Here is a 13,889-nt window from a genome sequence, read left to right as displayed (position 1 = left end):
TATATTGACGATATCGATGTCTATTTAGTACATGGGGTCGTTAGATGGGTACTCATATTAAACAATTAACTACAATAAATTCTTTGTTTTTCGAACCAAGTATAATGGAAGATTCGTGAAATCACCATCTTTACGATATCCACGCTTAGAAAAACGATATGCATGTTCTGGTGCATAATTTGCGACATATGTCTTAAAAGAAGTGGCAGATCTATCCTCACCACCCTTTACTTCAATTGGAATAATTTCCATTTTATTTTGAACCACAAAATCAATTTCACCATTTCTATCCGAATAATATCGAGGTTCAACTTCAAATTGACCTTTTAATTGTTGTAACACATAGTTTTCTGTCAACGGCCCTTTAAATTGGTAATCCGTTTTCAATAATATGGCGCCATTATCCACACCCGCCATTTGTTTAAGAAGCCCAGTATCAAACACAAACAATTTAAACTGATCCAATTTATCAAAAGCAGACAACGGATGTTCCATCTTAGACACATTATATACACGATTAAGCATACCCGCTGATACAAGCCATTCAATAGCTTCTTCAAAATCTCTAGCTCTAGCACCTTCACGAACGGTACCATACATAAACTTCTCATTTGGTTTCGCAAGTTGAGCAACAATACTTCTAAACACCATCAAAATACGTCCACTATTCACTTTTCCATTGTGTTTAGAAAAATCATTTTCATAAACCTCAATCAATTCTCTTTGAATTTTAGATATCATAGTAGGATCCTTGTACTTGATCCATGAAGATACACATTCAGGCATACCCCCTATAATAAGATAATAATTAAATACATCCAATAGGCGTTGATGAAAAATCTCTTCAATCACTTGTCCTTTTTGAACACTTTCATAATATGCATATAGCCCAGAATCAATCGCATCTAAAAATTCATCAAACGTTAATGGATAAATATCTAAAAGATTAACCATACCTACAGGATATGACTTTGGCTTTGCCAATAATGTACCTAAAAGACTTCCTGCCGCTATCACATGATATTCATTCGCCTTTTCTTTGAAATACTTCAGTGTATTTAATGCTTCAGGACACTCCTGAATTTCATCAAAGATAATCAAAGTTTTTTCAGGCTCAATTTTTTCATCACTGATCATAGAAAGAAGTTCAATAATACGATGTGGATTTTTATTGGTTTCAAAAATAGATTTTAATTCATCTTCTTCATCAAAGTTAAAATAAACATAATTATCATAATAATTCTGACCGAATTCCTTCATCAACCAAGTCTTACCAACCTGTCTTGCCCCTCTTAATACCATTGGTTTTCTCTCAGTACTATTTTTCCATTGAACTAGTTCTAAAATCGCATTTCGCTTCATGATACCACCTCTTAATTATAAATTAACACATTTTTCCGGACTTTTCTACATCTATTCAACACATTTTTCCGGACTTTTTAGTATTGTTTTTACACATTTTTCCGAAATTTTCAGTATCTATTTTGCACATTTTTTCTCTACATTAAAAAAGACAGCATTTAAGCTGCCTATCTTACCATATCACGAGTGATGTCTTTTAAGCTTTTAGCCCCACACATCTCCATAGTATCTTGAAGTTCACTGCCAAGTTTATCCACTAAGACTTGAATACCTTCTTCTTTTGCTCCATAGATCGCATTCACAAATGGACGAGCTACAATGACAGCATCCGCACCTAATGCCAAAGCCTTAAAGATATCGACACCATTACGAAGTCCACCATCCACAAAGATTTTCATACTGCCATCTACAGCTTTTACAATCTCTTCGAGTACTTCAGCAGTTGCAGGCGTCTGATCTTGAACTCGACCACCATGATTCGAAACCACAATTGCACTAGCTCCCGCTTCTTTTGCCTTTAAAGCCCCCTTCACACTCATAACACCCTTCACAATAAATGGTACAGGTGTATTTGAAATGATTGCCTTTAATTGTTCTGTATTCATTCTTCCTGCAGGAGGCTGACACCCCTTCAAGAAAGGAAGTCCAGCTGCATCTACATCCATAGCTACCGCAAAGGCATTACTGTTTAAAGCTAAATTTAGCTTTTCCAAATAAGTCTCTAAGCTCCAAGGTTTAACCGTTGGAATACCATACCCATTATTCTCTTTAATAATTCGTGTCGCATTTTCCATTATACTAGGATCTTTTCCATCTCCTGTAAACGCACAAATGCCTGCTTCTATACAACCTTTTACTAAGATATCATTGTATCCATTATCATCATATGCATCTGAATAGTGCATGGCTACAGCTCCTACAGGACCTGCAAAAATCGGATATTTAAATGTATGACCAAATAGTTCTAATTCTGTACTTACTGGCTCATTATCAGTAATTGTATCCATATTCACACGAATGTTTTTCCAAGCATCATAGTTACGCATCGCAACATCCCCAATCCCTTTAGCACCAGGACCTGGAATCGTATTTCGACATGCCCTTCCATCACATACAGGACAAGACTTACATAATTTTGTCCCCATCACTTCACGACTTTTTTCCATCAATTCCATATAATTCATAATCATTCCTCCATTACATTCGCTATAACTAAACCTAATATTCCGGCTACCAGTTTCACAACCACAAACCAAGTCACACTTGCAGGATTGACTGAGGCAATAAAACCGAGTTGTCCGCCAAACACAAAAGCTCCACTCAAAGAAAAGGCAGCATTTATAATCTTGCCCTTCTTATTCATCTTACTAAATAAAGGAAGCATCGCAATACTTGTTCCAAAAGATAAGATAATTCCCATCACTGAGTATTTATCAATATTTAGTATTTGACCTACTCTTTCAATCTGATTTGAAAACTTTCTTAATACAATTTCACAAAACACTAAAGAACCACATACAATAATACTCATTTGAAATACAATGCGTAGTGCTTCATTGATTAATGTCGCGTTTGTGAAGTTCAAATTGAAAAAGAAGGTTAGACAAACTAGAAAAAAGAAAATATACCCAAGCATTTGTACTAATTTAGAAAAAACGGTTAATACTACAATTAATGTTTGAAATGAAATAAAAAATAAACCAATCAAAATAGCACAAATAAGAATTACGGGTAAAAACACAATCAAAAAATGATCAATATGCAATAAAAAGCCACAACCAATAAGAATAGGTAATAAACCTAAAATACCATACACAACTCCTTTTAAATAGTGATTCAAATCATCTGTATCCAGTTCATTTAAAAAGATTGGCAATTGAAAACTAATTAAGCATCCTAAAGTGGACGTTAATAATACACCACAGAAAATCAAGATATTATATGCATGTGTCATAGACTCTATAATGGAATATCCACCAAGATCTGGCGCCAACAAACTTGAAATAATCATTTCTTTATTTTCAAATAAAGTGGCATGACCATTTAAGAACGCAATCGCAATACAATAAAAGCCTCCTACGCTCATCATAAAATCGCCCATCGTTATAATGCCTCGATCAAAAGAAGTGGCTAGTCCAAGTCGATTCTTAAACATCTTGTCAAATAAGCCTAAAGCAGCAAAGCATAATAAAATAAAAATAATCGGATTCATGCATTCATTCTATAATAATAATGAAAAAAAGTCGAAGAAATTTTCTTCGACTAATGTGCGTTACTTGCCGAAACTTTTACTCTAGACCACAAATCCGCAATGATCTTACGTGTAGTTTCATCATATTGGAATACTTCATCCTTATCGTAACCAGCACGAGGTGTATATGCGTTGATACCATCATAATCTCCGTCTTTGCCACCAAGTTCTTCCATAACTTCTTTATTTGGTGAAGTATATCCAACATAACTTGAATTATCCATAGCTGCATCATAGCTAGTGATATAACGAATAAACTCATTCGCAAGCTTAGGATTCTTCGCATTCTTTGGAATAACCATCGCATCTGACCATAAGTTTGTTCCACTCTTAGGCATATAGAATCCCATATTTTCATTTTCTGACATGACATAAGCCGCATCTCCAGAATAAATAACTCCTAAAGCCTTTCTTGCCTGTGCCATATTATCAATAATTTCATCTGTTACAATTTCTGGATCCATTGTCTGAACACATTGAATCAACCAGTTATATGCTGCATTCAATTCATCTTGACTTGTCGTATTCATTGAATATCCAAGAGCTTTTAATGCCATCATGAATGAATCTCTTTCAGAATCATATAGATAGATATCTCCCTTAAATTTCTGATCTAAGAAAATATCCCATCCATCTTTTTCCAAATCTTCTTCAGATACTTTTCTCTTATCGTATACGATACCAACAGTACCCCAGAAATAAGGAATTGAATATTCATTCTTTGGATCATACGGAAGACCTTTGATCGCATCCACCAATTCACCTAAACATTCTTTGCGAGTTTCTGGCTCTAATTTTTGAAGCATTTTTTCCTGCATCATTCTTTGAATCATATAATCACTTGGAACTAATACATCATACGCATCGCCATTGGCAACCTTAATATACATCTGCTCGTTTGAATCAAAGTTATCCATGATAACCTTAGCTCCCGTTAACTCTTCAAAACCTGAAATGATATTTTCACCTGTATATTCACCCCAGTTATATACATGTAAAGTTTGTCCTGCATAAGGCTGACTACCAGCTGATTTATTTAAGCCAAATAAAGAAGCCACTAAACCAACGACTACAACACCTGCAACAGCCCATTTCCAAGGTTTATTTTGTTTTGAAGGACTTGTCTTTTTACGAATGATAGGTAAGATATTCACAATTGTTAATGTGATTGTGATCAACAAGACAACCAATGTACTAATCGCATTTACACTTGGATTAATACGCTTAGACATTGTATACACCATAATACTCAAGTTTTTCACACCTTGACCCGTTACAAAATATGAAATAACGAAATCATCAAAAGACATTGTGAACGCAATCAAAGCACCTGAAACAATACCCGGCATAATTTGTGGCACAATAACTTTTACTAAAGCTTGCCAAGGCGTAGCCCCAAGATCCATTGCAGCATCGGCCAAGTTTGGATCTAATGATTTGATCTTAGGCATAATACTCAAAATAACATATGGAATACAGAAAGCAATATGTGCTAATAATAATGTCACAAATCCCTTTTCAATTTGGAAAGTAATAAATAGAAGCATCAATCCAATGGCAGTAACAATTTCAGGGTTCATGATTGGAAAATCATTGACCTGACTGACAAAAGCACGCAATACTTTCTTTGACTTTGATAAACCAATCGCCGTAATCGTACCGATGATCGTAGAAATAATTGTTGCCAATAAGGCAATAATAATTGTGATATACAAAGATTCCATCATACTGTGATTTTTAAGCATAGCCTCATACCAACGTAACGAGAACCCTGTAAAGTGTGTTAATGATTTTGAACTATTAAAGGAAAAAATAATCATGAATAATATTGGTGCATAAAAGAACACCAATAATAAAGCCATGCCTACTTTACCTAATACTCTCTTATCTTTCGACATGCCTATTTTTCCTCCTTATTACGCTCTTCCAATTTCCTTACAAGCATCATTAGAAGCATCATGATCATAGCCATGATCATTGAGATAGCTGAACCAAAGTTCCATTCTCCCACAGTAATGAATTGGTTTTCAATGACGTTACCAATCAAGAAGAATTGTCCTCCACCCAATAATTTAGGAATGAAGAATGAACTTACAGCTGGCAAGAACACTAATGTGATACCTGAAACTACGCCCGGTAATGAAAGTGGGAAAATAACCTTCCAAAACGTTTGGAATTTATTGGCCCCCAAATCCTGAGCCGCCTCTAATAAAGATTTATCCATCTTCGTTAAAGCCGTGTTGATCTGCAGAATCATAAATGGCAAGAAGTTATACACCATACCAATCAATACAGCAGCCTCTGTATATAAAAGTTCTGTATGAATTCCAAACAAGCCTAAAAAGCTACTAATAATTCCATCACTTGATAAAATACCAATCCATGCGTATGTTCTTACAAGCATATTGATCCATGTAGGAAGAGTAATCGCAAGAACTAAGATTTGTTGAACTTTAGGACTATTCTTAGAAATAAAGTATGCGATTGGATATCCAATCAACAAACAAATAATGGTTGTCTTAATGGCAATCCATAAAGAACGCCATAAAATCAACAAGAAATCTTTGTCTGTAAAGAAACGAACATAGTTATCTAATGTAAGCTTAAAGTGCACAATACTGTTGCCTTGCTGAATGATTGAATAAAACGCAATCAGCAACATCGGAAGCAACAACATGATGCAAGCCCACACAATATAAGGGATTGCTAATTGTTGAAATTTTTTCATTTTCTAGAATCCCATTTTCTCCATAACATGAATATCTTCCGCAAAGAAAGTAAGTCCGACTTCTTTTCCTTCCTCTACATAATCCGTTGTATGAATCTTAAATTCACGTCCTGTTGTCCAGAAAGTAACCTTATAAATTCCTTCCTTGATTGTTTCAGGATCAAAATCATAATCTACATCTAGATCTACTGTTTCGTTTTCGTCATCCAACTTCCAACCCTGTGCATTTGCCCAAGTCTTCAAGTCTGTATCAATAGCCATGGACTCCTTGATTTCATCCACTGTTTTAAAGAAGTTAAACGCAGAAACGGCTTCATTAGCCTTCTTGTTTTCAACAACCCTTTGGTCCACAACCCAAATCTTACGCGTAATTGAAGTTTTATTGTTTGTTGAGAAAGTAACAGTATATTCTCCTACTTCCTGTTTTAAATCTGTATCAATATCATGAATTGAAATAAACTCATCTGTTTCAGGATTCCAAGCCTGTGCATCGGCACGCGCAATGATTTCTTTATCATCAATATCCTTCATATCTTCTAAGTCTAGATAGAAGTCGTTGGCAGAAATCTTTTCTTTTCCATCTTCACTTGTGATCGCATAGTTCTTGTTTACGTGCATATTTACCGTAACGTGCGTACCAGGAACTGTTTCCACCATAATTTCATAGTGAACACCTTTAAATAATACACTCTCAACTTCACCAGTCATCTTGCCATCTTTCACATCCACAATATCAATATCTTCTGGGCGAATTACGACATCCACCGGTTCATTTTCTTTATATCCAACATCGACACAATCAAATGTAATATCATCAAAACGCACTTTCTTATCGCAAACCATACGTGCTGGAATAATATTACTTTCCCCAATGAACTTCGCAACATATTGATTGACTGGTTCATTATAAATGTCTTCTGGACTACCAACCTGCTGAATCTCGCCATCCTTCATGATAACAATCTTGTCTGACATTGTTAGTGCTTCTTCCTGATCATGCGTAACGAAGATAAATGTGATTCCTACTTCTTGTTGAATCTTCTTTAATTCATACTGCATTTCTTTACGAAGCTTTAAATCCAACGCACTCAAAGGTTCATCCAACAATAATACGCTTGGCTCATTAACTAAGGCACGCGCAATCGCAACACGCTGCTGCTGACCACCAGATAGTAAAGTAACATCTTTATTTTCAAATCCTTCAAGACCAATCAACTTCAACATTTTCATGACCTTTTGATCAATAACGTCCTTACTCATCTTTTTAATTTTCAAACCAAACGCAATATTGTCATACACATTCATATGAGGGAATAGTGCATATTTTTGGAAAACCGTATTCAACTCACGCTTATAGGCTGGCACTTCACAAATATCTTCTCCATTTAAGATGACTTGTCCTTCGCTAGGTTCTAAAAAACCACCTAAAATACGTAATAAAGTTGTTTTTCCACAACCACTAGGACCTAATAGTGTGACAAACTCATTTTCATATATATCTAAATCAATACCCTTTAACACAACTTGACCATCAAATTCTTTTACGATGTGGCGAAATTGAATTAATTTATTCTTTTCCTGTTCCATGTATGTTCTCTCCTTGTCAATTAAAATACAGGCGGTGTAGATACCCATAATACTTTGGCATCCGCACTCGATACGTTTTCTAAATAATGCCCTTCCTTACCTGTAATATAGAAGGTTTCTTTTGATTTAACTTTTAACCTTTTATTACCAACAACTAAAACAACACTGCCCTTTAAAATATAGCCAAATTCTTCTCCCTCATGAGCCTTGACTTCCTGTGACTTTGCGCCCGGTTTTAAAGTCAATAAAAGAGGTTCCATCTGATTCTTCTGGGCATTAGGAATAATATATTCCGTAACCAAATCATCTTGCTCATTCACAAAAAAATCTTGCGTATGGAAAACAATCTGCTCTTCCTTGCTTGATTGAAAGAAATCTGCCAAATTGGTACCTAAAGCTTCCAATATATTCTCCAATGCAGAAATGTTTGGACTTGTTAAGTCGCGCTCTAACTGCGATAAAAAGCCTTTCGTTAATTCACTACGATTCGCAAGTTCTTCCAAAGTCAACCCATTCTGGGTTCGAAGCTCTTTTAGTTTTTTGCCTATTTTCATTCAATCACCCCTGCTTGTTTTTTATACTAAACTTTTTGTTTCATTAAAAGAACAAGTCTATTATATAGGAAACCATCAATTATGCAAGAAAAAAAGAGCATTTTTTTGCTCTAAAGTTAAAGTTATTTTACTGCTTCATATTTCTCAAACGATACAATACACAATTTGTCATAACTGCCAAATATAAAGCCTCACTCATACCTTGTGTCTGTAAAGTCAACGGATAATTATCACGAATCATAAAGTCCATACTGATGTTTGTTCTTTGCGATATTTTTAAGATCTTATCCACATTGATCTGTCCCTCATCCCAATACTTAGCAGTATTTCTCGTTACTTCCATATATTTGCCAAATTGAGTTTGTGAAAGCGAAAAAACAACTTCTCGTATAAAACGCATACGATCACCCATATCATTTTTTAAATTGTATTCAAAATCCTTAAATTTCGAACTTCTTTTAATATCTGTAAATAGTTCAGGATGAATCAATTTCATAATATCTTGAACCTGATTCCATGTTAAGCCTTCTAAATTAACGGGCTGATTATACATTTGATCAAAGAAAATCGAATCAATAGATTGATGATTATAATCTGCAAGAATAAGTACAATACGCGTTTGCGTGCGATCCTCAGAATGAATTTGCCTTCTAAAATTACGCAAAGACATATGGGCTGCTTTGGCAACTACTTCCTCTGAAATATTATTATCTTCAATAAATTGCACAATTTGTTTCATAAAAAAACACCTCCACGTTAAACCTTTAATGCCTAGGCTTCCTTATGTCTCATTTTGTTTTATCTATATTCATTTTGACTGCCTTTGTTGCTTACTGTTCTTTTTTGATTCTAGAACTTTTAGTCTCTATACATCAAAATTACATCACAAAAAAAGGGGCCTACTCGGCCTCTTTCTTTTGTCGTTCTATGTCTTCTCTGATCAGATCTTTCAGGTATCTGTTGACGCTCTCTTTTGTGTCTAGGTATTCCAGAATGTCTGCGTCATGTTTTAGATGAAGCCTGAAGGTCTTGATCTTGTATGTCTTATCGCTCCACTTTTGATTTGCTCTTTTTCTTGCCTCTGATACTGCCATCTTACTTCTCCTCCGTTTCCGTCTCTGTGTCTAGTAACTTAGCTTCGGTCACTAAATATTCTATGTAGTCCCAGTCCTTTTTTCCTGATGCGCTTAGAGTTCTTATAATTTTCATGATCGCTTCAGATAAATTAATTTCTTTTTCTAGATTGTCATTCTTTTCTGGTGTGCCATCTTTCCCAGAGAGCAATGAGTCCTTATTAACTTCTAGTGCTGCGGCCAATCTATCGATAGTACGCAGCGTTGCATTGTCTGGATCCTCACGCGTTAATGTGTAAATAGTGTTTATTGGTACACCGCTTTTCTTAGATAATTCCACGAGGGTCATACCCTTAAACCCTGTTATGATCTTGATATTTTTGCTGATTCCCATAAGTCTGTGTCCTCCTTAGTCCTCTATTATTTCCATTAGTACGTCCTTAGCGTCTTCGTCGCAATTGTGTTTGTATAGCCAGTTTGCTACTTCCTTTACTGTCATCATGTGTTCATTGTAATACAATTGATCCATCATGTCTTCTCTTAGTCTCATCACTGCTTCTTCTCTAGTCATGTTATGCTTCCTCCTGTAGTGTTCTAATTTGGCGTTGTGATTCTTGAATCAATGTTTCATATACGTCTGCTTCGTAAGCTAGTTTTCTGATTTTTCCGAAGTCAATGTCTCTTTCTTCTCTTTCGATTGCGTTTAATTCGTATTGAATTTCCTTTGCGATTTTGTTTTGTTTTTCAATCCAGTTTTGAATTCTAGTTTCTAGTGCTTCAAGGTTTTCTGTGTTTGTCATTGTGTTCTATCTCTCTTTCTTTTTACACTCACATTATAATGTATTACAGTACATAAAGCAAGCAAAAAAGCTATAAATAAAGCATAAAATAAAAAAAAGAAGGGAATGCTATTTTTCAAGCATTCCCTTGATCCGTTCCGAAAGATCTTTAACCTGTTCTTTTAGTGTAGCCACTTCCTTCTCCAGCTCGTTATGGCTTTCGATTTTTTTCGCTAGGCTGTCGACCTTTTTGTCCATCTGTTCTACCTTGTAATCCAGCAAGGCCGAATGTTTGGAGTTGCTGGTCCAGGTTGCTAGGACTGAAGGTACTCCGACGCAAAGTCCGGATATGATCGCAACCAGAATTGTATCAGTCATTATTCGTCCTCGTTTACTTCTGGCAAGCCCGCAAGGCTTGTTAGAATTGAGCATACGCCTGCCACGACCGTTGTGCTTGCTGCATACATCCAGTTAATGTCCGGAACGGCTGCTCCTACTGTGATAGAGGCTAGCGCTGTTTGAGCCATTGTCTTGATTGCTCGAACTCCTGCTGCTTCCCACCATGCTTTGTTTGTAAGTCTACTCATCCTCGTTACCTCCTACTAAAAAGGGCACGCCATCTGGCATGCCTTCAATCACCTATACTATTCTAGAAACCGTTTCTGATGCGTTGATCAGAGTTCCGGCTGCTGATGTAACCCACGTTAGAGCGACCTTGTTTCCTGGTGCAGCTGGTGCTGCCTGAATGACAGCGGATACTGGAAGAGTGATCACGTTGTCTGCTGCGGTTGTTGTTACTTGTGCTACGGCTCCCGGAACTGCTGTTCCGTTGGCATAAAGTTGCACTTGGTTTGTTCCCGCTGCAGTTGCTGAAATCACGAAGCTTCCATCCACTTTATATGTTCCAGGTTTTACGATCTCCAGAGCGTTTCCGTTTAGATTAACTCTGTTGTTTGTCCGAGTCTGAACGCTTCCTGGTGGGATCGTTGCGCCTGCTGCTAGTATTGCGCTTGTCGTGTTGACGACTTGGATCATCTTTATACCTCTAGGCTACTGTAGCGCCTGCTGGGTAGTAAGTTCCGTATTGTGGGTAGTAAGGCGGATTTGTGTAATATCGTCCTAATTGGCTCAAGATGTTATGAGTTTGTACGCTGTTTGAAATTGCCTGCAAGCTTTGATCATATTGAGTTTTCAAGGCATCATATTTGTCTTGCATCATTTGAGTCTTTAAGTTGCAGCAGCATTGTTCCATCTGGTGAGATAGGTTGTTAATGCTTTCCTGTACTCCTCCGAAACCTTGGCATAAAGAACTATTTACACCGTTGAAGCCATTCATCATGGCCATCTGCGTTGTGTTTGCGTTTTGCATTTGGTTCACGTTCATCTGGTTGATTAGCTGCGCGTTTTCGTATGCGTTTGAGCAGATTCCGTTTGTGATTCCGTCTAGCTTGCTAATAATAGCTTGTGTATCAAATCCGCGCTGAACCTCTGCTTGTGTGCCTTGCTGGTTGTTTCCCCAGGCTCCGCCACCAAATCCAAAAATCAAAAAGAATAAAATTAGAATGATAATCCCGTTTCCTTCTAGAAACCCATCTTTGTTTCCAGTTACAGAAGCGATATCAGATAATGATAAGTTGTCCATGTGTGTTCTCCTTTCTTATCTATCTTGATTTTGCAAAATCCTATTTTAGAAAGCCTTTGAACTGTTCCGCCATTTGTTTGGCTTGATCCAGTTGAGACTGTGTAAATTTTCCGGAGGCCATCAGCTCGTTTAGAAGTTGCTGTGGATCCTGCGTCCCTAGCATCTTTTTAAATTGCTGAAATTGTTGCATCATGTTTCCGTTTCCCCCTGGTCTATTTTGAAGTAGTGGATTCATGACGGTTGCCTCCTCTCGCATTCTGTTCTACCTTTGAAAGCCATTCCTTGAATTCTGCCTTCGTGAGGTACTTGTCTTCCGGTTGATCTTCTTTCACTTCCTGGAAGCTATAAGCCTTGATCGTACAGAAGCCACTTGCGTCTGCTTGTTTCTGATAAAAAACAGGCTTGTTACTGTCCATTAAAATCACGGACTGATTTGGTCCTAGAGTGAAAGCTTTAGCACTTTCGATTCCGTTTACAAATTGAATCTGGTTCATTTGTTGGGTTGGTGCCTGCATCTGCGGCATCCCGAACTGCCCAGGTTGCGGCATGAAATTATTGAAGTATGGTGTGTTCATTGTGTTCTACCTCTTTTCACCTATATTCTCTTATATTTTCATGTCTGGAACCGTCCCTCTTTTGTCCTTCTTTAGCTTGTAAAATCCGAAGGCCATATCTACCAAAAGGGCCCAGTAGTAGTCATTTAAATCTTTGACGGTTTCTTCGAATTCGTCTTTTGACATGCCTGCGTCCTGGTAGTGCCATTGCGAGTCTTGCGTTTTGCTTCTTAGCTGGTATACAACTTTTTTCTGTTTGTCGCTCAATCCTTGCTCCTCGATTAGAAAATGTGCAAAGTCTGGGCGTAGAGGTGTCTGGTATCTTCTATTTATTCTTCGATTCATTGTGTTCTATTGCTGATCCTTTCTATTTAAATGTTCCGTATGGCTTTACGTTTACTCCTGCCGAATTTAATTCTCCGGCGGCCATCCATCGTCGTGTTCCGTCGCCACCAATCCAGCTGATCCACACGTAGCCTTCTCGACGAACGTACCCGTCATAGTTTACATGCTGCCCTTTGATATATGTTAGGTCTGTGTCTTGTCCTTTTAGGCTTGGCGCGCGTCTGATCTTGATTGTACAAGCCGGATAGAATGTAGCTTTTTCGTATACAAAGTCTGAAGGGATACCGTTTAGCACGGATGCTGATCCCGTAGAAGTCTGGCCTCCTTGATTGAATGGCACGTGACTTGAATCTGTCCAGTTTGCGAATGATCCTTTATTTAAAATCACAGTTCCGTCTGTTACGAATGCAATGTCTGCGGACACGTTGTTTGGAAGGTGATAAGTGCCTTGTGCATTGCGGTCATAGCAGTGCGTAAATTTACCTTTTGCGACTTCCATGTGGCTGTGGTTTCCTGTAGCGTATCCCGTTGTCCCTTCGTCTCCGAAAGTGTCACCTTGTTTGAAGTATTTTACTTTCTTGATATCCTCGATATAGTTGTCGTGAATAAACATAAATGTGGCAAAGTTGATCGTTCCGTCTCTAAATAGAACTTTCTTGTCTGATTCTAGGAATACTGCGTTTCCGTTCTGTGCAGTGTCATAGGCTACTAGGTGGCAATCGCACGGTGCAATTGTTTCGTCAATTCCTGTGTCCTTTCCTGCGTTGTCTAGGGCGTTTGTTCCTAGGTGTGTTCCTACGTTGTTTCCTTGAGTTACATTCATGTACTCCATCGGAAAGCCTAAAAGCTGATATCCGCCTTTTGTAAGTTTTTGTCCTTTTCTCATATTTTGGACCTCCTTCTATTTATGATAAAAGAGCCTATTTCTAGACTCTTATTAAAAATAATTACTACACTAAATTCTTATTTAGTCAATTACTGCATAAGATACAACAGTGCATTAAATTCTGCATC

General features: G+C 37.2%; 20 protein-coding genes. All 20 read right to left on the bottom strand.

Annotated features, from left to right (window positions below; all coding sequences use genetic code 11):
• Positions 1-69: 69 nt before the first annotated feature.
• The gene (locus LJE08_RS10855) at positions 70-1,362 is read right to left on the bottom strand and encodes an ATP-binding protein (RefSeq protein ID WP_227403214.1); all 1,293 of its coding nucleotides are present in this window, start codon (positions 1,360-1,362) and stop codon (positions 70-72) included.
• A 167-nt stretch (positions 1,363-1,529) separates the two neighbouring features.
• Complete coding sequence (locus LJE08_RS10850) at positions 1,530-2,546, bottom strand: alpha-hydroxy-acid oxidizing protein (protein WP_186998529.1); 1,017 nt, start codon at positions 2,544-2,546, stop codon at positions 1,530-1,532.
• 2 nt (positions 2,547-2,548) lie between these two features.
• Positions 2,549-3,574, bottom strand: a complete 1,026-nt coding sequence (gene eutH / locus LJE08_RS10845; protein ID WP_227403213.1) for an ethanolamine utilization protein EutH — start codon at positions 3,572-3,574, stop codon at positions 2,549-2,551.
• A 50-nt stretch (positions 3,575-3,624) separates the two neighbouring features.
• Complete coding sequence (locus LJE08_RS10840; protein ID WP_227403212.1) at positions 3,625-5,511, bottom strand: extracellular solute-binding protein; 1,887 nt, start codon at positions 5,509-5,511, stop codon at positions 3,625-3,627.
• A gap of 2 nt (positions 5,512-5,513) precedes the next feature.
• Complete coding sequence (locus LJE08_RS10835; protein ID WP_117925107.1) at positions 5,514-6,341, bottom strand: ABC transporter permease; 828 nt, start codon at positions 6,339-6,341, stop codon at positions 5,514-5,516.
• Between the two features lie 3 nt (positions 6,342-6,344).
• Positions 6,345-7,928 (bottom strand): ABC transporter ATP-binding protein, encoded by a 1,584-nt coding sequence (locus LJE08_RS10830; RefSeq protein WP_117571399.1) that lies wholly within the window; start codon positions 7,926-7,928, stop codon positions 6,345-6,347.
• Between the two features lie 20 nt (positions 7,929-7,948).
• Positions 7,949-8,482 (bottom strand): cupin domain-containing protein, encoded by a 534-nt coding sequence (locus LJE08_RS10825; protein ID WP_117925105.1) that lies wholly within the window; start codon positions 8,480-8,482, stop codon positions 7,949-7,951.
• Positions 8,483-8,609: 127 nt separating this feature from the next.
• Complete coding sequence (locus LJE08_RS10820) at positions 8,610-9,221, bottom strand: hypothetical protein (RefSeq protein WP_186998531.1); 612 nt, start codon at positions 9,219-9,221, stop codon at positions 8,610-8,612.
• 160 nt (positions 9,222-9,381) lie between these two features.
• A complete protein-coding gene (locus LJE08_RS10815) occupies positions 9,382-9,576 on the bottom strand; it encodes a hypothetical protein (protein WP_227403211.1) in 195 nt (64 codons plus the stop codon).
• Between the two features lies 1 nt (position 9,577).
• Positions 9,578-9,949: a helix-turn-helix domain-containing protein gene (locus tag LJE08_RS10810; RefSeq protein WP_227403210.1), complete on the bottom strand. Its 372-nt coding sequence runs from the start codon at positions 9,947-9,949 to the stop codon at positions 9,578-9,580.
• Between the two features lie 15 nt (positions 9,950-9,964).
• Positions 9,965-10,126 carry a hypothetical protein gene (locus tag LJE08_RS10805; protein ID WP_227403209.1) on the bottom strand — a complete coding sequence of 54 codons (162 nt, stop codon included), beginning with the start codon at positions 10,124-10,126 and terminating at the stop codon, positions 9,965-9,967.
• A gap of 1 nt (position 10,127) precedes the next feature.
• On the bottom strand, positions 10,128-10,355 hold the full coding sequence (locus LJE08_RS10800; RefSeq protein WP_227403208.1) for a hypothetical protein: 228 nt from the start codon (positions 10,353-10,355) through the stop codon (positions 10,128-10,130).
• A gap of 108 nt (positions 10,356-10,463) precedes the next feature.
• Positions 10,464-10,712, bottom strand: coding sequence for a hypothetical protein (locus tag LJE08_RS10795; protein WP_195232254.1), 249 nt, complete (start codon positions 10,710-10,712; stop codon positions 10,464-10,466).
• Positions 10,712-10,921, bottom strand: coding sequence for a holin (locus LJE08_RS10790; protein WP_227403207.1), 210 nt, complete (start codon positions 10,919-10,921; stop codon positions 10,712-10,714). Before LJE08_RS10790 ends, LJE08_RS10795 begins: the two co-directional genes overlap by 1 nt.
• 52 nt (positions 10,922-10,973) lie before the next feature.
• The gene (locus LJE08_RS10785; protein WP_227403206.1) at positions 10,974-11,369 is read right to left on the bottom strand and encodes a hypothetical protein; all 396 of its coding nucleotides are present in this window, start codon (positions 11,367-11,369) and stop codon (positions 10,974-10,976) included.
• Between the two features lie 10 nt (positions 11,370-11,379).
• Positions 11,380-11,976 carry a hypothetical protein gene (locus tag LJE08_RS10780; RefSeq protein ID WP_227403205.1) on the bottom strand — a complete coding sequence of 199 codons (597 nt, stop codon included), beginning with the start codon at positions 11,974-11,976 and terminating at the stop codon, positions 11,380-11,382.
• Between the two features lie 40 nt (positions 11,977-12,016).
• On the bottom strand, positions 12,017-12,211 hold the full coding sequence (locus LJE08_RS10775; RefSeq protein ID WP_227403204.1) for a hypothetical protein: 195 nt from the start codon (positions 12,209-12,211) through the stop codon (positions 12,017-12,019).
• Positions 12,189-12,491: a hypothetical protein gene (locus LJE08_RS10770; protein WP_227403203.1), complete on the bottom strand. Its 303-nt coding sequence runs from the start codon at positions 12,489-12,491 to the stop codon at positions 12,189-12,191. The genes LJE08_RS10775 and LJE08_RS10770 overlap by 23 nt, the downstream gene beginning before the upstream one ends.
• Positions 12,492-12,581: 90 nt before the next feature.
• Positions 12,582-12,716, bottom strand: coding sequence for a hypothetical protein (locus LJE08_RS15105; protein ID WP_255650338.1), 135 nt, complete (start codon positions 12,714-12,716; stop codon positions 12,582-12,584).
• A gap of 181 nt (positions 12,717-12,897) precedes the next feature.
• Positions 12,898-13,761 (bottom strand): SH3 domain-containing protein, encoded by an 864-nt coding sequence (locus tag LJE08_RS10765; protein ID WP_227403202.1) that lies wholly within the window; start codon positions 13,759-13,761, stop codon positions 12,898-12,900.
• Positions 13,762-13,889: the final 128 nt, after the last annotated feature.

This window comes from Holdemanella sp. DFI.5.55, from assembly GCF_020593575.1.
GTDB classification, from domain to species: domain Bacteria; phylum Bacillota_I; class Bacilli_A; order Erysipelotrichales; family Erysipelotrichaceae; genus Holdemanella; species Holdemanella hominis.
The sequence above is the reverse complement of the archived record's forward strand: the minus strand, read 5'-3'. Positions and strand labels throughout refer to the sequence as shown.